The sequence below is a fragment of the Flavobacterium sp. 123 genome (assembly GCF_003634825.1).
In the GTDB taxonomy this organism is placed as follows: Bacteria; Bacteroidota; Bacteroidia; order Flavobacteriales; family Flavobacteriaceae; genus Flavobacterium.
This window is the reverse complement of sequence record NZ_RBXD01000001.1, coordinates 1,703,610-1,730,353: the sequence shown is the minus strand read 5'-3', so window position 1 is coordinate 1,730,353 and position 26,744 is coordinate 1,703,610. Positions and strand designations below refer to the sequence as shown.

At 33.5% G+C, this 26,744-nt stretch carries 18 protein-coding genes; 13 read left to right on the top strand and 5 right to left on the bottom strand.

Annotation, left to right across the window (positions count from 1 at the left end; genetic code table 11):
* Window positions 1–12: 12 nt before the first annotated feature.
* Window positions 13–2,952, bottom strand: a complete 2,940-nt coding sequence (locus tag C8C88_RS07520; protein WP_121337515.1) for a TonB-dependent receptor — start codon at window positions 2,950–2,952, stop codon at window positions 13–15.
* A 236-nt stretch (window positions 2,953–3,188) separates the two neighbouring features.
* Here C8C88_RS07520 and C8C88_RS07515 point away from each other — a divergent pair, with 236 nt between their 5' ends.
* The 9 genes from C8C88_RS07515 (at window position 3,189) to C8C88_RS07475 (ending at window position 16,931) form a co-directional block, all read left to right on the top strand.
* Window positions 3,189–4,214: a LacI family DNA-binding transcriptional regulator gene (locus C8C88_RS07515; protein ID WP_121338607.1), complete on the top strand. Its 1,026-nt coding sequence runs from the start codon at window positions 3,189–3,191 to the stop codon at window positions 4,212–4,214.
* Window positions 4,215–4,404: 190 nt separating this feature from the next.
* Entirely contained in the window at window positions 4,405–5,736 is a 1,332-nt protein-coding gene (locus tag C8C88_RS07510; protein WP_199711399.1) for an MFS transporter, read from the top strand.
* A gap of 22 nt (window positions 5,737–5,758) precedes the next feature.
* On the top strand, window positions 5,759–6,412 hold the full coding sequence (gene pgmB, locus C8C88_RS07505; RefSeq protein WP_121338606.1) for a beta-phosphoglucomutase: 654 nt from the start codon (window positions 5,759–5,761) through the stop codon (window positions 6,410–6,412).
* Between the two features lie 83 nt (window positions 6,413–6,495).
* Complete coding sequence (locus C8C88_RS07500) at window positions 6,496–8,799, top strand: glycoside hydrolase family 65 protein (protein ID WP_121337513.1); 2,304 nt, start codon at window positions 6,496–6,498, stop codon at window positions 8,797–8,799.
* 216 nt (window positions 8,800–9,015) lie between these two features.
* Window positions 9,016–10,893: a glycoside hydrolase family 13 protein gene (locus C8C88_RS07495; protein WP_121337512.1), complete on the top strand. Its 1,878-nt coding sequence runs from the start codon at window positions 9,016–9,018 to the stop codon at window positions 10,891–10,893.
* A gap of 14 nt (window positions 10,894–10,907) precedes the next feature.
* On the top strand, window positions 10,908–13,280 hold the full coding sequence (locus C8C88_RS07490) for a TIM-barrel domain-containing protein (RefSeq protein ID WP_121337511.1): 2,373 nt from the start codon (window positions 10,908–10,910) through the stop codon (window positions 13,278–13,280).
* An 88-nt stretch (window positions 13,281–13,368) separates the two neighbouring features.
* Window positions 13,369–14,955, top strand: coding sequence for an alpha-amylase family glycosyl hydrolase (locus tag C8C88_RS07485; protein ID WP_370453793.1), 1,587 nt, complete (start codon window positions 13,369–13,371; stop codon window positions 14,953–14,955).
* Between the two features lie 78 nt (window positions 14,956–15,033).
* Complete coding sequence (locus C8C88_RS07480) at window positions 15,034–15,711, top strand: glycerophosphodiester phosphodiesterase family protein (protein WP_121338605.1); 678 nt, start codon at window positions 15,034–15,036, stop codon at window positions 15,709–15,711.
* A complete protein-coding gene (locus C8C88_RS07475; protein WP_121337509.1) occupies window positions 15,708–16,931 on the top strand; it encodes an NAD(P)/FAD-dependent oxidoreductase in 1,224 nt (407 codons plus the stop codon). Before C8C88_RS07480 ends, C8C88_RS07475 begins: the two co-directional genes overlap by 4 nt.
* A 2-nt stretch (window positions 16,932–16,933) precedes the next feature.
* On the opposite strand, the gene C8C88_RS07470 is transcribed toward C8C88_RS07475, so the two are convergent.
* The gene (locus C8C88_RS07470) at window positions 16,934–17,410 is read right to left on the bottom strand and encodes a TspO/MBR family protein (RefSeq protein WP_121337508.1); all 477 of its coding nucleotides are present in this window, start codon (window positions 17,408–17,410) and stop codon (window positions 16,934–16,936) included.
* Between the two features lie 312 nt (window positions 17,411–17,722).
* On the opposite strand from C8C88_RS07470, the gene C8C88_RS07465 reads away from it, so the two are divergent.
* The 4 genes from C8C88_RS07465 (at window position 17,723) to C8C88_RS07450 (ending at window position 21,891) form a co-directional block, all read left to right on the top strand.
* Complete coding sequence (locus C8C88_RS07465; RefSeq protein WP_121337507.1) at window positions 17,723–18,805, top strand: diphosphomevalonate/mevalonate 3,5-bisphosphate decarboxylase family protein; 1,083 nt, start codon at window positions 17,723–17,725, stop codon at window positions 18,803–18,805.
* A 57-nt stretch (window positions 18,806–18,862) separates the two neighbouring features.
* Entirely contained in the window at window positions 18,863–19,801 is a 939-nt protein-coding gene (locus C8C88_RS07460; RefSeq protein ID WP_121337506.1) for a mevalonate kinase, read from the top strand.
* Between the two features lie 33 nt (window positions 19,802–19,834).
* On the top strand, window positions 19,835–20,794 hold the full coding sequence (locus C8C88_RS07455) for a geranylgeranylglycerol-phosphate geranylgeranyltransferase (protein WP_121337505.1): 960 nt from the start codon (window positions 19,835–19,837) through the stop codon (window positions 20,792–20,794).
* 188 nt (window positions 20,795–20,982) lie between these two features.
* Complete coding sequence (locus C8C88_RS07450) at window positions 20,983–21,891, top strand: pseudouridine synthase (protein WP_121337504.1); 909 nt, start codon at window positions 20,983–20,985, stop codon at window positions 21,889–21,891.
* Window positions 21,892–22,004: 113 nt separating this feature from the next.
* On the opposite strand, the gene C8C88_RS07445 is transcribed toward C8C88_RS07450, so the two are convergent.
* The 3 genes from C8C88_RS07445 to C8C88_RS07435 form a co-directional block, all read right to left on the bottom strand.
* Window positions 22,005–22,922, bottom strand: coding sequence for a carbohydrate kinase family protein (locus C8C88_RS07445; protein WP_121337503.1), 918 nt, complete (start codon window positions 22,920–22,922; stop codon window positions 22,005–22,007).
* Window positions 22,923–23,281: 359 nt separating this feature from the next.
* On the bottom strand, window positions 23,282–24,790 hold the full coding sequence (locus C8C88_RS07440; protein WP_121337502.1) for a DUF4960 domain-containing protein: 1,509 nt from the start codon (window positions 24,788–24,790) through the stop codon (window positions 23,282–23,284).
* Window positions 24,791–25,000: 210 nt separating this feature from the next.
* Window positions 25,001–26,740 (bottom strand): RagB/SusD family nutrient uptake outer membrane protein, encoded by a 1,740-nt coding sequence (locus C8C88_RS07435; protein WP_121337501.1) that lies wholly within the window; start codon window positions 26,738–26,740, stop codon window positions 25,001–25,003.
* Between the last annotated feature and the right edge of the window lie 4 nt (window positions 26,741–26,744).

Genomic DNA, 26,744 nt, shown 5'->3' with positions numbered 1-26,744 from the left:
TTGTTATTTGTATTAGAAATTAACGTTTAAACCTAACGTGAAAGTAATTGGTCTTGGGTATAAGTTATTATCAATACCTCCTGAAATTTCAGGATCTAATCCGCTGTATTTTGTTATCAATAAAACGTTTTGAGCAGCCAAAGTAACCTTAACTAATGATTTTGAATCTGGTTTTTGATTGAAAGTATATCCAACACTTACATTATCTAATCTAATAAAAGAAGCATCTTGGATGTAATAATCTGATTCGTATCTTTTAGTATCTTGAGTAGTAAAACCTGTTTCTAAAATATTAGCCACACCATTAGATAAATCCGTACTTCTTAATAAGATATTTTGGTAAGAACCTTTGCTTGAATCTACGTTGTTGTAATTAAAATTACCCCAAGATCCTCTCCAGTTCATTGCCATATCCCAATTTTTGTATGTAAGACTTGTATTGAAACCATAAAATACATCAGCAGCTGGTTTATGGAAACGGTATTTATCTTGTGCAGTTATGATACCATCTTTATTTCTATCAACATATACACCGTCTAAAGGTTTTCCATCTGCACCATAAGCTTGCTCGTATACATAAAATGAACTTGGCGCATATCCTACTTGATGATTTTGGATTGTATTTCCAGTAGCTCCTTCATAACCTCCTACATTGATACCTGGAGTATTATCTAAAACAGTAGTCAATTTAGTAATTTTAGAATCTTGGAACGTTACGTTACCACCTATTGTCCACTCTAAATTATCTGTTTTCACAGGAATAACATTAGCAGATAATTCAATTCCTTTATTATCAATTGTTCCTACGTTGTAATTATCATAGTTTGAGAATCCAAAGAAAGAAGGATTTTGAGTATACAATAACAAATCTTTAGTTGTTCTTTTGTAAACATCAACAGTACCATTCACTCTATTGTTAAACAAACCATAATCAATACCAGCATTTATAGTTGTAGTTTGCTCCCATTTCAAGTTACTATTGTATGGTTGCGGTCTATAAGTAGTGTAAAATGTATTTCCTAATTGGTATTGAGCATTGCTATTAGACGCTAAATACAATGGAATTGAAGGATATGGATTACCAATGTTTTGTTGACCAGTAATACCCCAACCTCCTCTAACTTTCAATGTCGAAATACTTTCAACATCTTTCAAGAAGTTTTCTTCATTAAGTTTCCAAGCTACAGCAACTGCAGGGAAATTTGACCAACGGTAATCTGAAGTAAATCTTGAAGTACCATCACGTCTGTAAGACAAAGTCACTAAATATTTATCAGCTATAGTAACATTTGTTCTAGCAAAAAACGATTGCAAGTTTATTCTTGTTGGAGTAAACAATTCTTCCGTTGTTTTGTTGTTTTCAAAATTAAATGAAGATCTGTGTTTTGAATCTTGGAAATCTTGGTAGTCATAACCACCTGTTACATCAAGTTGTGTACCAATAGACTCTAGTTTTTTGTTGTAATTCAAAAACAAAGTCATTAATTTATTATTTCTTGATTCTGTATTTTTATAGGTATTATTATAACCTGAACCAGCAAGACCATTAAGGTAATCTGCATTTGTACCACCATTTCCAGTACCACTCATTTGATCGTAACCAAAGTTAGCTACCGCTTTCAATTCTGGCAAGAAATGCATCTTATAGTCTGCTTGGATATTACCAATACTTCTATAAGAACCACCATAATTATTTTGTTGTTCAATCAATGACAATGGGTTTTTACCAGCTAATTGATTAAATTGAGTTGGATTTGTCAACCATTGGAAATAAGTTCCATCAGGATTTTTAACTACTTGAGTAGGGTCAAAACTAATTGCAGAACCAATTGCTCCTCTATTACTATAATTACTATTAATGTAAGATGTATTATTGTTTAATTGGATTTTCAAGTGTTTATCAAAGAAATCTCCAGTCAAAGAAACTGCTAACGTAGTTCTTTTCATGTTATCTCTTTTCAAAATACCATTTAAATCAGCATATCCTACAGAAGCTCTATACGCAACATTATCTGAACCTCCACTTAAAGCAATATTATGATCTGTTCCAATAGCTGTTCTATAAATTTCATTTTGCCAATCTGTATTTGCAGCACCAACTAAAGCTTGTTGAGCAACAGAACCATGAGCAGCAATGAAATCTCTAAATTGACCAGCAGTCAAAGCATCTACTTTATTAGTGATTTGAGAAACTTGTAAATTACCATTGTAGCTTACTTGCAAATCACCTGATTTACCTTTTTTAGTAGTAATGATGATAACCCCATTTGATGCACGAGAACCGTAAATAGCAGTTGCAGAAGCATCTTTCAATACAGAAATCGATTCAATGTTATTTTGGTTGATTGTAGCCAATGGATTTTTACCTCCTTCAACTCCACCAGCCGCAACTGGAACACCATCAATAACGTATAAAGGATCATTACTTGCAGATAAAGAAGAGCCACTTCTAATTCTAATTGTAGCACCCTCACCTGGAGAACCACCACCATTAACAATTTGCAAACCAGCTACTTTACCTTGAATCATTTGATCCGCAGAAGTTACAGGTCCTTTATTAAAATCTTTTGCAGTTAATACCGTTACAGCACCAGTCGCGTCTTTTTTCTTAACTGATCCATATCCTACTTGTACTACAACTTCTTTTAATTCGCTAGCATTTTCTTCTAGAGAAACACTAACTGATTTTTGAGAATCATAATTGACAACAAAATTTTTGTATCCAATGAAAGAAAAAACTACTTTATTTCCTTTTTTAACATTTGACAACTGAAATTTTCCGTCAAAATCCGTCGAAACACCATTATTGGCATCTTGTACATTTACATTTACTCCTGGGATTGGTTGACCTGTTGCTTTGTCAACAACAATTCCACTAAGAGTATTCTGAGCCAGAACACTAAAAGGTAGGAGTAGTAATAAAAATAACAACTTTTTGTAAATTGTTTTCATACTGTTTGTTTAAATTAATTTGAGTTTTGGTTGCGTTTTTAAGTTTTAATTTTACTTCGAATGGCAAACTTAACCAAAACGATAACGTTTTCGGCATGATAAAAATCATGTTATTTTACGAAAACGTGGTAGTGTTGAAAAGTTTCTGCATTATTGAAGATTTAACTTGTTATTTTGCCATTATTCAAAATATAATATATCTTTATTATCAAAATAATTTTTCCCATATCCAAAACATGAAAAGAAAGGTAACACTTAAACAAATTGCAAAAGAGCTTGATGTATCTATTTCAACTGTATCAAAATCCTTGAGAAACAGTCCTGAAATAGGTGAAGAAACAAGACTTAAAGTGCAAGCATTTGCTAAATTTTACCACTACAAACCAAATAATATTGCCCTTAGTTTAAAGAATCGAAAGACAAAAACTATTGGTATTATTATCCCTGAAATTGTACACCATTTCTTTTCAACGGTAATTAATGGTATCGAACATGTTGCAAATGAAAACGGGTATAGTGTAATTATTTGCCTCTCTGATGACTCTTTTGACAAAGAAGTTTTAAACATGGAAATGCTTGCTAACGGAAGCATCGATGGCTTCATAATGTCACTATCAAAAGAGACGCAGTTCAAAGGAGATTTTCATCATATAACAGAGGTTATCAATCAAGGAATGCCCGTGGTAATGTTTGATAGAGTTACTAATGAGATCCTTTGTGATAAAGTAATTATAGATGACAAAGCAGCTGCTTATGAAGCGGTTCAAAGTTTAATTGATAAAGGAAAGAAAAAAATTGCCCTAGTTACTACCGTTGATTACGTTAGTGTTGGGAAACTCAGAACAGATGGGTACATCAAAGCATTGTTAGACAATGACATTCCTTTTGACGAGAACTTAATTATTAAAATTGAAGATGTTGATACATGCGAAATAACAATAGCAAAATTATTAGAAGATAGTGCTATTGATGCTGTTTTTGCAGTGAACGAACTTTTTGCAGTAATAGCCGTTAAAACCGCTCATAAAATAGGCCTGAAAGTTCCTAATGATTTAGCCGTAATTGCTTTTACTGACGGAATGATTTCAAAATACTCTACTCCAACCATTACAACCGTAAGTCAAAGTGGTAAAAAAATGGGCACTAAAGCAGCCAAAATGCTAATCAAAAGATTAGAGTCTGAGGAAGAGGAAGAAGGAGAAGAAAATTACAGAACAGAGGTTATTTCAACACACCTTATAGAAAGAGAATCAACAAATTAATTTTTTTTTGTTAATTTATAAACACTACAACCTTGTAGTGAAAAATACAGTCCCCTAATTTTTGAATCAAAAATAAAAGCTTGAAATATATTTCTATATTTACCCCTTCAAAGCTTTTACTTTTACTTCGAAAATAAGATAAGTTTTGATAAGCAGAGCGCTTATCGTATAATTAAAACAATTTACGATAATGGAAAAACCCAAGTTAAGTTTTTGGCAAATTTGGAATCTAAGTTTTGGATTCCTAGGTGTGCAAATTGGATATTCGCTACAAAATGGAAATACCAGTAGAATATTAGAAGCCTTAGGCGCAGATGTTCATAGTATTGGTTATTTTTGGTTAGCAGCCCCTTTAGCAGGATTGGTTGTTCAACCTATAATTGGTCTTTCAAGTGATAAGACCTGGACACGACTAGGTCGTAGAATCCCTTTTATATTTTTTGGAGCTCTTGTCTCTGCTACGGCAATGTTTTTTATGCCTAATGCAGAATATTTCGCATACTTATTACCACCATTACTTTTTGGAGCTGTAATGCTTTTATTAATGGACACTTCTTTTAATGTAACTATGCAGCCTTTCAGAGCATTAGTTGGAGACATGGTTAATGATGAACAACGCAATCTGGGTTATTCTTTGCAAAGTGCTTTGATTAATTTTGGTGCCGTTTTCGGATCATTATTACCTTGGATTTTAGCAAAAGCAGGAATGGCAAATGTACCAGCACCTGGTGAAAAAGTAGCTGAATCTGTAATATGGTCATTCTATATTGGAGGAGCTATTTTGCTTGCAAGTGTACTTTGGACTGTATTTAAAACAAAAGAATATGCTCCAAAAGAACATGCCGAATACAACAAAATAGACTTAAATGCTCCTGAAAAGAAAGAGAAATCAAATATTGTTACTTTAATCGTAAATGCTCCAAAAATATTTTGGCAATTAGGATTTGTTCAGTTTTTCTCTTGGTTTGCCTTGTTTTTAATGTGGGTTTATACAACTAGAGCGATAGCTAATCAAGTATGGGGTCCTGAAGCTTTGGATGCAAAATCAATTGGATTTAACGAAGCTGGTGACTGGACTGGTGTAATGTTTGCTTTCTATAGCGCCATTGCAGCATTCTTCTCCTTGTTAATTCCGTCAATAGCAAAATCTATTGGACGAAAAAAAACCTACAGCTTCTCTCTTATTTTAGGGGGTCTAGGATTGATTTCTATGTTCTTAGTTCATGACAAAAACCTGCTTTTGGCATCAATGACTGGGGTTGGTTTAGCTTGGGCCGCTATTTTAGCTATGCCTTATGCTATGTTATCTGGCTCTTTACCTGCTGATAAAATGGGGGTTTACATGGGATTATTTAATGCAACTATCACCTTGCCACAAATTGCAGCCGGATTATTAGGGAGTACGCTAATTGCTTTATTTGGTGGACAACCTATGGCAATTATTGTTATTGCAGGTGCTTCAATGTTAATTGCTGGATTAGGTGTAACCTTTGTTAAAGAAAACTTATCTACAACTAAATAATAAATATCACAACAAAAACAAAATGACTAAAGCATTTATATTCGACCTTGACGGAGTAATTGTTGACACCGCTAAATACCACTATTTAGCATGGAAAAAAATCGCATCGGGATTAGGTATCGAATTTACACACGAACATAATGAATTATTAAAAGGAGTTAGCCGAGTGCGTTCTCTAGATATTATTCTGGAATTAGGCAAAGTTGAAGCTTCACAAGAAGACAAAGACAAATGGCTTATTCAAAAAAATGAAGACTATTTATCCTATTTAGTCGATATGGATCAAAATGAAATTCTTCCGGGAGTTTTACCAGTTCTTCAATTTTTGAAAGAAAAAAATCAGCCTATTGCCTTAGGTTCAGCGAGTAAAAATGCAAGACCAATTCTTGAAAAAACAGGTATTCTACATTATTTCGATGCTATTGTTGACGGAAATGATGTAAGTAATGCAAAACCAGATCCTGAAGTTTTTCTTATTGCGGCTAAATTATTAAAAACAGAACCTAAAGACGCCATTGTTTTTGAAGATTCTGTTGCTGGAATTCAAGCAGCTAATATTGGAAATATGGTAAGCATAGGAATTGGAGAAAAATCCATTTTAGAAGAAGCACAATACATCTTTAAAGATTTCACACAGATTGACAAAAGTTTTATTGAGCAATTAATTAGAAAATAAAAAGAAACAAGAAGCAAGAGGTTAGAAAAACTGCACGAAATTTTTTCAATCTTAAAACTTTTTAAACTTTAAACAAAAGTAAAATGAATCAAGATTATATAAAAGCAGATAATTGGTCAATTATAGAAGAGGGATTTGATGTAGAAAGCGTAAAATCATCTGAAAGTCTTTTCAGTATCGGAAACGGTGCGATGGGACAAAGAGCTAATTTTGAAGAAAAATATACTGGAGAAACTTTCCAAGGAAGCTACATTGCAGGAATTTATTATCCTGATAAAACAAAAGTAGGCTGGTGGAAAAATGGATATCCTGAGTATTTTGCTAAAGTATTGAATGCGCCAAACTGGATTGGGATTGACATTGAAATCAATGGTGAAGAACTAGATTTAAATGCATGTACTGAAGTGAAAAACTTCCGTCGTGAATTAAATATGAAAGAAGGATGGTACAACCGTTCTTTTGAAGCTACTTTGAAAAACGGAACTGAAATCGCTGTAAATATTCGTCGTTTTCTTTCCTTAAACTTAGACGAAGTAGGTTACATCAACTATGAAATTACACCTTTGAACAAAGATGTAAAAGTAATTTACAAGCCTTATATTGATGCAGGTGTAACCAATGAAGATGCAAACTGGGAAGAGAAATTCTGGGAACCTTTGGATGTAAAAAAATCAGGAAATGAAGCTTTTGTAACTGCACAAACGTTCAAAACGCATTTCAAGGTGACTACTTTTATGCACAACAGCATTTGGTCAAATGGCGAAAACACAAATATTTCTCCATCATCTATCGATGCATTTTCAGATAAAATTCAATTTTCTTACGGAACTATTATCGCTAAAGGCGCAAAATCAAGTATTCAAAAAATTGGTGGTTATACCGTTTCTTTAAACCACGAAAATACTCAAACTGCTGCCGAAAAATTGATTCAATCTGTTTTATCAAAAGGATACAACCAATTATTACAAGAGCAAATCGAAGCTTGGGCGAAAATCTGGGAAATGTCAGACATCACTATTGATGGTGATGTAAAAGCACAACAAGGAATTCGTTTCAATATTTTCCAATTAAATCAAACCTACCTTGGTAAAGATTCTCGTTTGAATATTGGTCCAAAAGGTTTCACAGGAGAAAAATACGGAGGATCTACTTATTGGGATACCGAAGCGTATTGCATTCCATTTTACATGGCAACAAAAGATCAGCAAGTAGCTCGAAATTTATTGACTTACCGTTACAATCAGTTGGACAAAGCAATTGAAAATGCTGCTAAATTAGGCTTTACAAATGGCGCTGCTTTGTATCCAATGGTAACCATGAATGGAGAAGAATGCCATAACGAATGGGAAATTACTTTTGAAGAAATCCATAGAAATGGTGCTATTGCTTTTGCCATCTATAACTACTTCCGTTATACTGGTGATTACAGCTATATCCCTGAAAAAGGATTAGAAGTACTTATTGGTATTGCGCGTTTCTGGCACCAAAGAGCTAATTTTTCTACTAATTTAGATAAATATGTAATCCTTGGAGTTACAGGTCCTAATGAATATGAAAACAACGTAAACAATAATTTCTACACGAATTATATTGCTAAATGGTGTTTAGATTATACGCACGAACAAATTCAAAAAGTGTCTCTTGAATACCCTTCAGACCACAAAAGAATTACGGAGAAAGTAAAAATTTCAGATGCTGAATTACAATCTTGGAAAAAAGTAGCGGACAATATGTACTTCCCATATTCTGAAGAACATAATGTATACTTACAACAAGATGGTTTCTTAGACAAGCAATTAGTGAGAGTTGCTGATTTAGATAAAAGCCAAAGACCAATCAATCAAAAATGGTCTTGGGACAGAATTTTACGTTCTCCATATATCAAACAAGCAGATGTTTTACAATGCTTCTATTTCTTCGAAGATCATTTCTCGAAAGAAGAATTGAAAAACAATTTTGAATTCTACGAATCATTTACTGTTCACGAAAGTTCTCTTTCACCATGTGTTCACTCGATTCAAGCTGCTTTATTAGACAAAATGGAAATGGCTTATACTTTCTATTTAAGAACTTCTCGTCTAGATTTAGATGATTACAACAAAGAGGTTGAGGAAGGATGTCATATTACATCTATGGCAGGAACTTGGATGAGTATTGTAGAAGGTTTTGGAGGTATGCGTGTAAAAGAAAACACATTGCACTTCTCTCCAAAAATTCCAAAAGAATGGGATGGATATTCTTTCAAAATTAACTTTAGAAATCAAATTCTAAAAGTTTCAATTTCACATAAAGAAACAACATTCTCTATCGATGGTGATACAGAATTATCTATTGTCAATAATGGAAAAACAATTGTTGTTTCTCCAAACAGTTTAGTTACCGTTTAAAAAGTAATCGATACGAACTTGTAGTTAAATTCTATCATTAACCTGAAGGCGCTAAGCAATCCAAACAATCCCAATTTTTATTGGGATTGTTTAATTGATAGCAGTACGAAAAAATAAAATCTTGGATTGTGGCAACTGTCAAAGAGTTTAATTTTTCGAATCTTTTTTATCTTTTAAAAAAGTAAACAAGCAACGTAAAACAAAAATAATTTGATCATGAAGCCAAATACATTCCGCTCTTTTTTGAATATAAATTTCAACCAAATAACTCTTTTATTCTTATTCCTAATCTCCTTAAATGCAAACGCACAAATTCAACGTGTTGAACCTCCATTTTGGTATGCAGGAATGAAAAATCCCGAACTGCAAATTTTATTTTACGGAAAAAATATTGCAGAAAACAATGTTTCTGTTTCAAATAACATTCTGATCAAAGAAGTAAAAAAGACAGAAAATCCTAATTATATTTTTGTAACAATTGACACAAAAAACAATGAAGCTCAAGATTTTGTTTTCTCTTTTTCGAAAAATAAAAAAGTAGCTTTTACCCAAAAATATTCTTTGAAAAAACGCAAAGTAAATTCTGCTCAACGCAAAAGTTATGATGCTTCTGATTTGATTTATTTAATCATGCCTGACCGTTTTGCTAACGGAAATCCTAAAAATGACAGCGAAAAATCAGTTGTTGAAAAAGCAAATAGAAGGAATCCTGGATCTAGACACGGAGGTGATATTGAAGGAATCATCAAAAATTTAGATTACATCAAAGAATTAGGCGCAACTGCACTTTGGCCAACACCGCTTTGCGAAGACAATGACAGTAGAGGTTCCTACCATGGGTACGGACAATCAGATGTGTACAAAATCGATCCTCGTTATGGAACAAATGAAGATTATCTGAGATTATCTACTGAATTGCATAAAAAAGACATGAAACTTATCATGGATTATGTAACAAATCATTGGGGAGCAGCACACTGGATGATGAATGATTTACCAACTTATGAGTGGTTGCATCAATTTCCAGGTTACGCACAGACTAATTACCACATGACTACGCAATTTGACCCTAATGCGTCAAAAATTGATACCAAAATGTGTATGGATGGATGGTTTGTAAAATCAATGCCAGACTTAAATCAATCAAATCCTTTGTTGCTAAAATACTTAACTCAAAACGCAATTTGGTGGATAGAATATGCTGATTTAGATGGTTTCAGAGTAGACACCTATTCCTACAATGATAAAAAAGGAATTGCTGAATGGACCAAAGCCATCACTGACGAATACCCAAATTTCAACATTGTAGGGGAAGTTTGGATGCACGATCAAGCACAAATGGCTTATTGGCAAAAAGACAGCAAAATTGCGGCCATTCAAAACTACAATTCTTATTTACCAAGTGTAATGGACTTTACCTTGATGGAATCTACCGCGACTGTATTTAATGAAAATCAAGCGACTTGGGATAAAGGTTTAATCAAAATATACGAGAATTTAGCTAATGATTTTCTATATCCAAATATAAACAGCATCATGACTTTTGTAGAAAATCATGATACCAATCGTTTCAATGAAATCTACCAAAAAGATTTTAAAAAATACCAAATGGCAATGACACTGATTGCTACCATTAGAGGAATTCCACAAATCTATTATGGCTCAGAAATCAGTATGGCTGGAAATAAAAACGAAGGTGATCCTGCCATTCGATTAGATTTTCCTGGAGGCTGGGAAGGTGATACAAACAATGCCTTCACTAAAACCGGAAGAACAGCTGAACAAGAACAATTTTTTGATTTTTCTTCAAAATTGTTTCAATGGAGAAAAACAAATGATGCTGTACACTTTGGAAAAACAACACAGTACATTCCGGAGGACAATGTTTATGTTTATTTTAGATATACGGACACAAAAACAGTGATGGTTATCATCAACAACAGTGATAAAACTCAAACCATAAAAACGAATCGTTTCCAAGAAAACATTCAAAATTACACTACGGGTAAAGAGGTTTTAACTCAAAAAACTATTGATTTAAAAGACAACATCACTATTGATAGTCAATCCGCTTATATTTTAGAATTGAACTAATTTAAAAATATACTATGAAAAAATTCACCTTGATAGTATTGCTTTCTACTTTTTGCTTTGCGCAAAATGCAAACAGGAAATACAAAAGCCATAAATTAACAAACGGCACTTTAGAAGTAAAAACCTCTGATGGTGTTTATTTGATAAAACCGTATTCTGACAAAATAGTTGAAACTTCTTTTGTTCCAAAAGGAGAAACTTTCAAGCCCGAATCGCATGCGGTTGTTTTGACTCCAAAAGCGAAAGATTCAAAAGTAAAAGACACTAAAGATTTTTTGATTTTTACAACAAAAGGCATAACTGTTTCAATAGAAAAATCGCCTTTTAAAATATCCTATTCTTATAAAAACAAAGAGTTGTTTTCAGAGAAAAACGGATACACAAAGGCGGATAATATGGAGACTTTAGACTTCAATATAAATGATTCCGAAGCACTTTATGGTGGCGGATCAAGAGTATTAGGAATGAATCGCCGTGGCAACCGTTTGCAATTGTATAATCGTGCGCAATATGGATATTCAAACAGAGCCGAATTATTAAATTTTTGCATTCCTATGGTTATGTCTTCAAAAATATATGCTATTCATTTTGACAATCCTGCCATTGGTTACTTAGATTTAGACAGCAAAAAGAACAATACAATAACCTACGAAACCATTTCTGGTCGCAAAACCTACCAAGTAATAGCGGGAGATTCTTGGACAGACATAATTGCAAATTATACCGATTTAACTGGAAAACAACCACTACCCGCTCGATGGACTTTTGGAAATTTCTCGAGTAAATTTGGTTACCACAACCAAGCTGAAGTTGGAAAAACCATTCAAAAATTTCAAAATGATAGCATTCCTGTTGATGCTATAATTATAGATTTATATTGGTTTGGAAAAACAATTCAAGGAACATTAGGAAATTTAGATTGGGACAAAGACAACTTCCCAGATCCAACTAAAATGATTGCTGATTTGAATGCAAAAAACATCAAAACAGTTTTGATAACCGAACCTTTCGTTTTGACAACTTCAAGTAAATGGAAAGAAGCTGTTGACAAAAAAGTTTTGGCAGTCAATAAAGATGGAGCGCCTTTTATATATGATTTCTATTTTGGAAATACCGGAATTATAGATGTTTTTAAACCAGAAGGCAAACAATGGTTTTGGAACATTTATAAAAACTTAATCAATCAAGGAGTTGGTGGTCTTTGGGGCGATTTAGGCGAGCCCGAAGCATTTCCTTCTGAAGCAATAACTGCAAAAGGCAAAGCGGATGAAGTTCACAATATTTATGGACACAATTGGGCAAAATTAGTAGCCAATGGATACCAAAAAGATTTCCCAAATCAACGCCCTTTTATCCTGATGCGTTCTGGATATTCAGGTTCTCAACAGTATGGAATTATTCCTTGGTCAGGGGATATCAGCCGTTCTTGGGAAGGCTTACAATCGCAAACCGAAATTGCGTTACAAATGGGAATGCAAGGAATTGGATATATGCACTCTGATTTAGGCGGTTTTGCCGGTGATTATTTTGACAATGAACTTTATATTCGTTGGTTGCAATATGGTGTTTTCCAACCTGTTTTTCGCCCACACGCAGACGAATCTGTTGCTTCAGAGCCTGTTTATAAAGATATTGAGACAAAAGCAAAAGCGAAAAAACAAATAGAATTGCGTTACCAAATGTTGCCTTACAACTATACATTGGCCTTTGAAAACAACCAAAAAGGAACTCCTTTAATGCGTCCTTTACTATTTGAAGAACCTACAAATCAAGCCTTACAAACCGTATGTGAAACGTATTTGTGGGGAAATGATTTCCTAATAACTCCAATTACAAAACCTGGATTAAAAGAAATTCCTGTTTATTTTCCAAAAAACAACAATTGGTTTGATTTCTATACTGATCAAAAACAAGAAGCTGGAACAACTTCAAATATCGCTATTGTCGAAGATCATATACCCGTTTTTGTTCGTGGTGGTGCCTTTATTCCAATGATAAAAACCATACAAAACACATCAAAATACAGTCTGGATAATTTTGACTTGCATTTTTACAATGACGAAAAAACAGCCAAAAGTGAAGGAAAATTATACAACGATAATGGAACAATTCCTAATGCATTTGAAAAAGGAGAATCTGAGTTGTTGAAATTCTCAAGCAATTCAAATGAAAAAACACTTACTTTAACTATTCAAACAGTAACGGGTAAATCCTTTCTATCAACTGATAAAAAGATTAATTTTATAGTTCACAATTTGAATAAAAAAATAAAAAACATAAGTAGTAACGGCCAAAATATAGCCTATACAATTACTGACAAAACAATAGCATTCCCTGTGCTTTCAAAAAAAGGCCAGACGAATACAATACTAATCAATTATAATTAACAGAACCGCGATGAGAAAAAACCTTCTTTACACATTGATTTCACTATCAATAGTATTATCCAGTTGTTCATCAACTAAAAATATAAGTATGAAAGAAACGAATAAAGCCCCTTTTATATGGGAAGGAGCAAATTTATATTTCTTGATGACGGATCGCTTTAACAATGGAGATCCTTCTAAAGACATTAATTTTAATAGAAACAAAACAACGGGAAAACTTCGTGGTTTTGAAGGAGGAGACATCAAAGGAATCATTCAAAAAATCGATGATGGTTATTTTGAGCAATTAGGAATCAATGTAATTTGGCTTACGCCAATTGTGGAACAAATTCACGATGGTGTTGATGAAGGAACTGGTTTAAGTTATGGTTTTCACGGCTATTGGGCTAGAGATTGGTCTGCTTTAGATCCTAATTTTGGAACTAAAAAAGATTTGGCTGAATTAGTTGAAAAAGCGCATGCAAAAGGAATCAGAATCATGCTTGACGGTGTCATCAATCACACAGGACCGGTTACTGAAATGGATACTGTTTGGCCAAATGATTGGGTTCGAACTGGACCTACTTGCACTTACAATAATTTCGAAAATACCACGATTTGTACTTTGGTAAAAAACCTTCCAGATATAAAAACAGAAAGCACTCAGGAAGTTGAAATTCCAACTTTTTTAGCTGAAAAATGGAAATCAGAAGGCCGATATGATTCTGAAATGGCATCATTAGACGCTTTTTTCAAAAGAACAGCTTACCCAAGAACACCTAAATACTACATCATAAAATGGTTAACAGATTACATTAGCGAATTTGGAATTGATGGCTATAGAGCAGATACAGTAAAACATACGGAAGAAGGTGTTTGGGGTGATTTTAAAACACAATGCGATTATGCTTTTGCAACTTGGAAAAAGAACAATCCATCTAAAGTATTAGACAATAATCCTTTTTACACTATTGCCGAAGTTTATAATTATGGTATTAGTACCGGACAATGGTTTGATTTTGGAGACAGAAAAGTAAACTATTATGAGAACGGATTCAATAACATGATCAATTTTGAATTTAAATGGGATGCTCAAAAAGATTACGAATCCATTTTCTCTAAATATTCTTCAAAACTGAATAATGAATTAAAAGGATTTAGTGTTTTGAACTATTTATCTTCTCATGATGATGGAGGACCTTTTGATGCAAAACGTGTTAAAAGCATTGAAAGCGGAACGAAATTATTGCTTTCGCCAGGAATTTCTCAAGTATATTATGGTGATGAATCTGCGCGTTCTTTAGTCATTGAAGGAACTCAAGGCGATGCTACTTTACGTTCATTTATGAACTGGGATGCTATTAAATCAAATCCAGAAACACAAAAAATACTATTGCATTGGCAAAAATTAGGGCAATTCAGAAGAAACCATCCCGCTATTGGAGCTGGTTTTCATAGCGAAATCTCTAATCAACCTTATACCTTCAGCAGAAGCTATTCAAAAAATGGTTTTATTGATAAAGTAATCATTGGGTTGGATTTGCCAACAGGTAAAAAAGAACTTGCTGTAGATTCTATTTTCAGCAATGGAACAAAACTAAGGGACACCTATTCTGGAAAAGAAGTAGTTGTTACCAATGGAAAAGTTACTGTTGATTCTGAATTTACTTTCGTCTTATTAGAATTAAAGAACTAAATAAAAAATATTTTTGATCTAAATGCCTTTAGAAATAAAGGCATTTTTTTTATGATTATCTTTACCAAAAAAAGAAAAATGCTCAAAATTGGACATCGTGGCGCCAAAGGCTATGCTCCTGAAAACACCTTAATTTCGTTTCAAAAAGCAATAGAAATGGGTGTTGACGGGATAGAACTTGATGTGCATTTAACTTCAGATGGTGAAATTATTGTTATTCATGACGAAACAATAGACCGAACCACCGATGGAAAAGGCTTAGTAAATGCCTTATCTTTACACGAATTAAAAACAGTCCGAATAGAAAAAGAATATGAAATTCCAACGCTGAAAGAAGTTTTTGATCTAGTTAACAAACGCTGTTTTATCAATATTGAACTCAAAGGAAACCAGACTGCAAAACCGGTTGTTCACCTAATTGAGAACTATATTTTAGAACAAAATTGGAACTATACTGATTTTTTAATTTCCAGTTTTGATTGGAATGCTTTAGAAGAAATTCGGCTTTTGAATCAAAATATCCCGATTGGAGTTTTGACAGAAAAAAATTTAGAACTGGCTATTTCTTTCGCCATATTGGTAAAAGCAACAGCTATTCATCCTGATTTTCATTTGTTAACCAAAGAGAATTCTGCTCAAATACAAGCACTCGGATTACACGTTATTCCTTGGACAATAAACGAAACAGCAGCTATCCAGAAAATAAAATCATTCAACGTAAACGCAATCATAACAGATTTCCCTGATAGAATATGAACCAGAATTTTGACATTATAATAGTTGGCGGAGGTGCTGCAGGATTTTTTACAGCAATTAATATTGTGGAGAAAAATCCAAAATTAAAAGTAGCTATTTTAGAACGCGGTGCAGAAGTATTGAGCAAAGTTCGTGTTTCAGGCGGTGGTCGTTGTAATGTAACTCATGCTTGTTTTGAACCCAACGAATTGGTTAAATTTTATCCTCGTGGGGAAAAAGAATTGCGTGGTCCTTTTCATCAATTTTGCTCTGGCGATACAATTGAATGGTTCAGCAACCATGGCGTTGCATTGAAGATTGAAGAAGACGGACGCATGTTTCCAGAATCGAATTCATCACAAACTATTATTGATTGCTTTTTGCAAGCAAGTCACAAACTAGGAATCGAAATCCTAACGGGACAAAGTGTACAATCCATTTTCAATCCAGAAGTTTCGGGAGAAAATTTCTGGAAAATTGAAACCCAAAACAACAATTATGTAGCCGAAAAATTAATTCTAGCGACTGGAAGTAATCCGAAAATTTGGGAAATGTTACAAACTTTTGGACACGCCATCGTAACGCCTGTCCCTTCCCTATTTACCTTTAACATCAAAGATTCCCGAATAAAAGAATTACCAGGAGTTGCAGCACAAGTAGCCGTAAAAGTAAAAGATACCAAACTCAGTTCAACTGGTCCTTTATTAATTACACATTGGGGAATGAGTGGACCGGCAATTTTGAAATTATCAGCCTGGGGCGCTCGCATTTTGCACGACAAAAATTATCAGTTTACTATTTATGTGAATTGGCTGAATGATCTTGATAAAGAAGATGCCGAAAAATTATTAAAAGACTTAAAACTGGAACATGCTAAAAAAGCAGTTTCTAAAAAGTCTCCCTTTGACTTTCCAAATCGTTTGTGGGAAAGTTTGGTGCTTGCCTCTGGAATTGAAGCTGAAACCAAATGGGCAGATTTATCTAAAATTCAATTGCAAAATCTAGCCAATCAATTGACAAACGGCACTTTTCAGGTCAACGGAAAAAGTACCTTCAAAGAAGAATTTGTAACCGCAGGCGGAATTGATTTAAAGGAAATAAATTTCAAAACTATGGAAAGTAAGCTGCATGAAAACCTTTATTTTGCTGGAGAAATTATGAATATCGATGCTATTACTGGCGGATTTAATTTCCAAAATGCTTGGACTAGTGGATTTATTGTTGCGAATGCTATTGCATAAAACTATCTATTCAACCACCAAATACTCCCATTCAAAACCGCTGCAAAACTTACCCAAGCCAGATACGGCACTAATAAATAACCCGCTATAGTATTGATTTTAGCAAACTGAATCTGTGTTTCATAAATCATTAACCATAAAATAATGATTTCAAGACCCGCTAACATCGGGTTGTGCAATCCAAAAAATAAATACGACCACAACGCATTTAGCGCCAGTTGAATCGCAAAGAAAAACAAAGCTTTTTTTACGATCTCTTTATCCAGATTTATTTTATCCCAAACCAATCCTGCAGCCACGCCCATCATAAGATAAAGCAAAGTCCAAACAGGTGCAAAAACCCAATTTGGCGGATTAAAACTTGGTTTTACTAAAGTAGGATACCAAGTAGTTATTGCAGAACGAGTAACTACACCCGACATATAACCAATAGAAAGACACACAACAACGACAAGAATTATTCTGGTGATTTTATTCATTTTTATTTTTTTTAAAATAGAAGATTTTTTTTAAAACCATATAAGTAATTTAAGAAAATATAAGTTTATTAATTCTTTTATAAACTTTCCAATTCTAGCCATCAATAAATTAAAAAAAAGATACTATTCCTTAATGAACCTTAATTCCTAAATGGTTTAAAAAAGATTATTGATGTTAAATAAAGCCTTTGATAGACTTAAATTACTTATATGGTTATTTGCCCAAATTTAGGAAATATTTTCGCCGATTAACCAACTAAACGAATTAACAAATAAATCAAAAAAGGTATCTTTGCAAAAATTTTATTATTTATGATTGCAGCAACCGATTTTATTCCATCAAAATATTCTCAAACCATAGAAAGCGGAAATTTTCAATGGAGCGCACCCAGCAATATTGCACTTGTAAAATATTGGGGCAAAAAAGACAATCAGATTCCTGCAAATCCTTCGGTGAGTTTTACCTTGAATACTTGTAAAACGATAACTAAATTGGCTTTCGCCAAAAAAATAAATACAGGAAATTTTTCATTTGATTTACTTTTTGAAGGAAAACCGAAAGAAGAATTCAAACCAAAAATTCAGAAATTTCTAGAACGCATTGAAATCTATATGCCGTTTTTGAAAGACTATCATTTCACGATTGACACTGAAAATACTTTTCCGCATAGTTCTGGAATAGCATCTTCTGCTTCGGGAATGGCCGCTTTGGCAATGAATTTAATGAGTGTAGAAAAAGCTTTAAATCCAGCAATGACTGACGATTATTTTTATCAAAAAGCATCACTTTTGGCTCGTTTAGGTTCTGGAAGTGCTTGTAGAAGTGTAAAAGGAAGTGTTGTTGTTTGGGGAAATCAAGCTAATATTGAAGGAAGTTCTGATTTGTTTGGAGTAGAATATCCGTATGCTATTCATGATAATTTCAAGCAGTTTCAAGATACTATTTTGCTTGTTGACAAAGGCGAAAAACAAGTTTCGAGTACTGTGGGTCATGATTTGATGCACAACCATCCTTTTGCCGAAAGGCGATTTGCGCAAGCACACGAAAATTTAGATACACTTATTCCTATTTTTGAAAGCGGAAACTTAGAGGAATTTATAAAAGTGGTTGAAAGTGAAGCACTGACATTGCATGCGATGATGATGACTTCGATGCCGTATTTTATATTAATGAAACCCAACACCTTGCAGATTATTAATGCCATTTGGAAGTTCCGAAATGAAACCAAAACACCAGTTTGTTTCACTCTAGATGCTGGAGCAAATGTGCATGTTTTGTATCCAAAAAGCAGCCAAGAAAAAGTATTGCAATTTATTAAGGACGAATTAGTTGGCTATTGTCAAAATGGTCAGTACATTTGTGACGAAATTGGAATTGGCGCAATTCGAAACTAAATTTTTCATATCTTTAGTTCATAAAGTCAAAGCTACTATTAACACCTCATTTCAATTATGAAAGGACCTTTATTTTATTCAAAAATATTACTCTTTGGAGAATACGGAATTATCCAAGACTCAAAAGGGCTTTCCATTCCATATAATTTTTACAATGGTGCGCTAAAAAGAGAAGAAAATCCTTCTCCAGAAGCGATTGAATCTAATGGGCATTTGAAACGCTTTGTGGTGTATTTAGAAAACCTGCAAAACGAGCAACCTGACTTAGTTACTTTTGACATTACCGCTTTAAAAAATGATGTTGCCTCAGGAATGTTTTTTGACTCCAGTATTCCACAAGGATATGGTGTAGGCAGTAGTGGCGCATTAGTAGCCGCTATTTATGATAAATATGCACAACATAAAATTACCGTTTTAGAGAATTTGACTCGTGAAAAATTACTAAAACTTAAAACTATATTTTCTCAAATGGAAAGCTTTTTTCACGGAAAAAGTTCTGGATTAGATCCTTTAAACAGCTATTTGAGTATTCCTATTTTGATTAATTCAAAAGACAATATCGAAGCTACCGGTATTCCTACACAAAGTTTTGACGGAAAAGGCGCTGTATTTTTGTTAGACTCCGGCATTGTAGGTGAAACCGCTCCGATGGTTAATATATTTATGGAAAACCTAAAAGACAAAGGATTCCGTACTATGTTAAAAACCCAATTTGTAAAACATACCGATGCTTGCGTAGAAAACTTTTTGGGTGGTGATATGAAATCATTGTTCCTGAACACCAAAAAATTATCTAAAGTGGTCTTGAGTAATTTCAAACCAATGATACCAGAACAATTTCATGGTATTTGGCAAAAAGGAATTGATACAAATGACTACTATTTGAAATTATGTGGTTCAGGCGGAGGTGGTTATATTCTTGGTTTTACCGAAGATTTAGAACGTGCTAAAACATCCTTGAAAGATTACAAACTAGAAGTGGTTTATCAATTCTAAAAGGCTTCTAAATCTAAAAAATAAACTTCTGAAATGTTAAGCAGACAGCACAAACTCTTGTTGATGAAAATTATCAGTTTGTTCTCTGTGGTTAGAGGGTACAATATTCCTATTATCATTTTGGCTCAATACCTTTCGGCAATATTTATATTGGCTCCCGAGAAAAGAGCGCTTAGTATTTTACTGGATTTCAACTTATTTATCTTGGTTTTTGCTTCGGCATTGACGATTGCTTCGGGTTATATTATCAATAATTTTTATGACAGCAGAAAAGATCTAATCAATCGCCCAAACAAATCTATGCTCGATAGATTAGTCAGCCAGAAAACAAAATTGAATGTTTATTTTTCCTTAAACTTTATTGTTGCTTTGATGGCGTTATACATTTCTTGGCGGGCTTTTTTATTCTTTTCGGTTTATATTTTTTTGATTTGGTTCTATTCGCATAAAATAAAAAAATACCCCATTATTGGCAATTTGACTTCGGCTTTTCTGGCTGTCCTTCCTTTTTTTGCCATCTTATTGTATTTTTATTTTAAAATTCCTTTTGAAGAAATTGAGAATTACAAAGGACAATTTGCGGTTATTTTTGCCCATGCTTCTTTCTTGTTTTTATTATTGCTGATTCGGGAAATGATTAAGGATTTAGAGAACTTAAAAGGCGATTTAGCGAATGATTACAAAACCATTCCTATTGTGTATGGCGCGACTATTTCGAAAACTACTATCACCACTTTGAGTATTTTAACGATTATTCCTGTTTATATTTTAATCGAAATATACGATGTGGGTTATATGGATATTTATTTTTATTGTTGCTTTATTATTTTGATTTTCTTTTTAAGCTATTTATGGAAATCCAACAGCAAGGAACAATACGTATTGCTTCACAATGTGTTGAAATTTTTGATTGTTTCTGGTGTGTTTTGCATTGTGCTTATCAATCCAGCAGTGCTGTGGCATGGTAAAAGATTGTTGATGCTGATTTACTAATTTCCTATTACTACCACTAGCCCTGATAGTAGCGGCATCCTTTATAGCCGGGGTTCGGCTGTAAAGATATAGCGGATAGCAGGAAACAGCTCCTTAATTGCTATTAATTAACTCTTTAGCTTTTTCTGATTGTCGAAAATCGTTTCTCAATGATATAAATACTATCTTTGCACAAATTATAGAATATTATGAATAATAAGGAAGGCAATAATAAGAGAAGTGGCGCTAGACCAACAAGTTCTAGACCAAGTTCTAACAAGCCAAAACCTGCGATGCAAAAAAGGGCACAAGGGCCAAAAAAAGTAAAAATAAATCCAAAAGTTGCTGAAGCGGCTGCTAATAAAGTAGAGAAAAAACCGAATCAAGCTCCAAAAAGACCAAAGGTAGCGGACGAAATTCGTTTGAATAAATACATTTCTAATTCAGGTGTATGTTCCCGTCGTGATGCAGATATTTATATCCAATCTGGTAATGTAAAGGTGAATAATGTTCCTGTTACTGAAATGGGATATATGGTAAAACCAGGCGATATCGTGAATTTTGACGGTGCTGTTTTAACTCCTGAGAAAAAAGAATACATCTTACTTAATAAACCTAAAAACTTTACAACGGCTCTTGATGAAGGTCAAGAATTTCGTAATGTTCTGGAATTAGTTCGTGGTTCTACTAATGCAAAAATTGCTCCTGTAGGAAGAATGGACAAGAATACTACTGGTTTATTGTTGTTTACGAATGATACTGATATGCTTCGTAAATTTACTTTACCAAGCCAAAAATCTTCTAAAATTTACCAGGTTTCATTAGACAAAAATCTGAAATTTGAAGATTTAGAAAAAATAAATAAAGGCTTGGTTCTTGATGGCCACCGTGTTTTTGTTGAAGATGTGAGTTACATTGAGAATGAAGCGAAGAGCGAGATTGGTCTTAAATTAAGATCAGCTAATGTAAAAGTGGTTCGTTCTATTTTTGAGCATTTTGATTATAATGTTTTGAGAATTGACCGCGTATCTTTTGCAGGATTGACTAAAAAGAATCTTCCTAGAGGAAACTGGCGTTTTTTAACGGAACAAGAAATTATCAATTTAAAGAACGTTTAATACTTCTTTTTTAAACATAAAAAAATCCCATTTGGTAAAGACTAAATGGGATTTTTTGTTTGAAAGCGTTTGTGGTAAATAAAAAAGGGGAGATGCCAAACACAAAAATCAAACTATATATTATTATATTTTTTTTCAATTTTCATATAATCCCTAATTACCTTTTCAGAAATCTGTGGATTAGCTCCTTCGTGCCCAGCTACTAAAGCTCCTATTGCACAGGCATAATTTAATGCTTTTTGAGGTGATTTCCCTCTTAGTAATTTTACTATTAATGAAGCTAAAAAAGAATCCCCTGCACCAACTGTATCAACTACTTTTATAAAATAACCACTATTATAATAAAACTTATCGTTACTATACAGAACAGCTCCAAATTCACCCTTAGTAACACAAACTTGCTTAGTATTTGTCTTTTCTGCTAAGAATTTGATATTTTGCTCAAAAGAATTATAGGTAGAACCTAATTCTCTGCTTATTTCACGTAATTCTTCATCATTTAATTTAATAAAATCAGCCTTCAACATAAGTTCATTTAATACATCAATCGTATAATACGGAGCTCTTAAATTTACATCGAAAATTTTATAATTTGCTTTTTCTAAAAGTTTGTTCAAAGTGGCTCTAGTAACCTCATCTCTACAAGCTAAACTTCCAAAAACAAAAGCATCCGCTTCAGCAACTGCTTTATCCATCATTTCAGTTTCTATAATCTTATCCCAAGCAGATGGATATAAAATATCATAAGAAGCATTCCCTTTTTCATTAATCATTACTTGAACAGCACCTGTTTTATATTCACCAGTAATTTGAATCAAATCAGTAGCTACCGCTTGATCGTTTAAAAATGACAAAATATCTTTCCCATTATCATCGTCGCCAATGCGGCTTATCATAGTCGTATTTACCCCTATAGAATTCATACGCAAAGACACATTCAATGGCGCTCCACCAATTTTTTTATGCGTTGGGAAAATATCCCATAAGACTTCTCCAAAACAAACTGCACTTAAACTATATTTTTTTTCCATTACACCAAAAATTTAAAAATTGAGGACAAACAAAAGTCTATCCTCAATTTAATTTAAAAACACTACTTAAACAAATTTATTAAACACATTATTAAAACACGCAATCGTGTTATTAGAAATACTATTATCTTAGTTTTATAATAATTTTTTTATCGTGATAAACAAATCTATTTATCATTAGCTGTTAAGGTTTCACTTAAGTTCACCTTCACCAATAGCACTAATTATGACGACGTCATTAGTAACTTATCTTTTATAACTTTATTTCATGAGTGATTTTTTCTTTTTATTAAAAATATCACTACTAAATAATTTTAACAATGGCAGTGTATTCTAATACACTGCCATTAAATATGTTATTAGTTTGAAAGACCTAAATCTGCTAAATGGGTTAAAATATTTTTAGTAATTATCTTCATGTTATTACCATTAGACGCACCTCCAACTTCCCAGTCCCAAGTACCGCCTATAGCACAAACTACAGTACCAGTTGTTCCTTTTGAAGGCCATTCTACACCCCAAACTTCGTTACCATCACAGTTACCCCAAAGAATATTACCACCTACAGTAGCTTCAAAATTTGACCTGGTTTCATTCAATGTTGCGGCTTTCCATGGACCAAAATCCATATTATATTGAGCAACTCTATTCTTTTTTAGAGTACCAGCGGCTAAAGTCTCAAAATTTGCACCAATACAACCACCTGTACTTGAAGATACACCAGCAAAGTATGGACTAGAAGTATCTGCTGTCCAACTACCACCCCAAGCACCACCTGTTGCCCAATCCTCATATCCTATACCTCCCCACGCTTGATTAGGAACACCATTGCCATCCACTACACCAATATCATCTAAAATGAATACAGCGAAATTACTTACAAGTATATTTCCACCTGCTTGATAATAGGTTTTAACTTTATTAATTAAATTATCGGCTAAATCTGAACACGCAGGTCCATCTGCAGGTCCCTCACCAATTATACAGTTAGCGCCATTTTTAGGGAATTGGGCTACTCTGTCTCCCCACCAGCCTCCATCGAACTGAATCCAAATGGCATCATAAACACTTAAATCTACTTCACCATTTGCTACATCAGTAAACGAATGATAACTAACTTCTGTTAATGGTCCTGCTATATTTGGAAACCATGCCGCAGCCGTTTCATCGTCATCTACTGTAAAATCTCCTCCATTACAAGCATTCCATGCGGCAGGTGTATTTTCTGCAGCAGCACCTAAAAATGCAATTCTTCTAATATTATAATTCACAATTTTTTCAATAATTCTAGAAGGTGAAATGACATTAGCAGTATTAAAAGTGTTAATCTTAAAAGTATAATTTCCAGCAGCTACATCACTTACAGTATAAGATGTGACATTTCCAGATAAATTTACTACTTCATCATTAATTTGGAGCTTTATACTTTGCAAACCGGTTTCTATGAGATCCCATGTAAGAATAAGGTTCCTACCATCTTGTTCAACCTTAAAGTTGCGAACAGCTTCTGGACCTACCCTGCGTAAACTAACAGTTTCACCTAAAGAAAGATTACCATCAGCATCTTTTGTTTTTACGGTAAATGTATAATCTTTGTTTACATCAATAATACCATAGCTAAATGTTGTTGCCGCACCTTCAATGTTTGCAACACCATCGTTATGAATTACAACTATGCTACTTACATTTGATGGATTAGTCCAAGTTAAAACAGCATCGTCACCATTTAAAGCAACACTTAATCCGCTTACTTTTTGAGCAATAGTTGGCGTTATTCCGCCCCATTCTATATCTTCACAGGATGAAGTTAGTGCTAATAAACAGCCGAACACTAAAAACATCGATATTCTTTTAATAATTTTAATCATGATTTTCTTATTTTAGTTGTTATTTTATAGTTAGTAAATCATCATTTGCTTGACAACTGCTTACCCTAATAAAAAGTCTTAACAGAAGAACTGAGATAAAAATTTAATTTTATTTTCAATTTCATAACTTCTTTTGATATCCAGAAGAAACCGTTTTAATTAATTTCTTCTGGAATTACCAAACTAACTCAAAAACTATAATCCTTTCAATTAATATCCAGGATTTTGAATATATAATCCTCCTGTAAAATCAATTTCTCTTTGAGGTATTGGATAATATTCATCTCTTCCTGCAGTAAAATGTGCATTAGAAAGAAAATCCCTTTTAGTTTTCTCAACATTTAGGTAAGCATTCAATACCGGCTCAGCTATTCCCCATCTTACAAGATCAAAGAATCTAGGTCCTTCCATACCAAACTCCAATCGTCTTTCAAACATTAATGCTTTCAATGCATAGTCTTTTGAAGGAAAAGAAGGATATTGAGCAATTTTATAAACATCTGAAGCTCCTGCTGCCAACGGCATTTCTTTACTCGCAGCAGCTCTTGCTCTAACTTGATTAATTAAAGGTAATGCTTCAGCATATCTGTTTAATTGAATTAATGCTTCTGCTTTAAATAATAACACATCTGCATATCTTATAAAATCAACATTTTTAGAAGTACCTATAAATGGTCCATTTTTCACGTAGCAAGAACAGTCTGGAGATTGTTGCTCTTTCATATTACCAAAATACCCATAAACACCTGGATCTCTAGCCCAACTGAAATTGTAAACCATATCTCCAGAAGTTTTTAAAGTGTTTTTATATTTAAATGGTCTTCCTGGAATACCAACAGTATGGTCAATTCTTGGGTCTAAAGTAACTCCAGACGCTAGTGGAGCAACCCCATCAGTAATGGTATTAAAAATATCTGAATCATTGAAAGTATCTAATAATGGTAAGCCATTAGCATCAGTTCTAAATGCATTTACCATATTTTGGCTAGCCAAGTGAAAACCACAACATCCATAAAGAGGAGTTCCGTGAGGAGAATTTAACCCTGTAACAAAACTTACTCTTCCAGTATTAGTACCATCATTTATAGAGAATTGTACAGCCCAAATAGATTCTGGACCATTGTCATGACCATCTAAAAAATTATTTCCAAAATCTCCCTCTAAAGTACCAGTAACTTTATCAGCATAATCTATAACTTCCTGTAATTTTGCTGCATCAATACTTGTTACTTGATGTGCATCATTTTGCTTATATGCCTGATATAAATTTAATTTAGCAAGATAAGCAGCTGCGGCGTTTTTATTTGCTCTACCCACCTGCTCCTGAGATTGTGGTAAATTATCATAGGCAAATTTAAAATCCTCGGCAATTTTGTCCCATAAAGCATCACTTGACAAATCATTTGACGTTTTTAATATTTCTTCCTGTGTAAGGTCTTCTGTGATATAAGGAACTTTATTAAACAACAACTTTAGCATAAAATGAGAATGGGCTCTTAAAAAACGTAATTCTGCTTGTCTTACTTTTTTTAATGGGTAATCCGCATCTGGAATTGCATTAATAACCGACAATGCAAAATTAGCTCTAGAAATAGCTTTATAATGATTTGTCCAAGTTCTTGGCAACATCCAATCTCCATAATCTGCAATAGTCGTATTGTATTGTTCGTAACGGTCAATTACATCAACATCGCCACGACCACCTCCGCCTTTATAAGCATCATCAGATCGAACACTTCCATAAACCCATTGATTCGTTATTGGACCTACCATTTCGTCATTCCCAATTGCAGCATAGGCTGCACTTACAAGTGCTTCCGCATTTGCAGCTGTCGCCACATTTTCAGACGACAATACTCCTGTTGGTTCATATTCTAAAAAATCCGAGCTACATGATGTCAAGAATAAAATTGACAAGCAAATGGTAACTATATTATTATATTTCTTCATGATA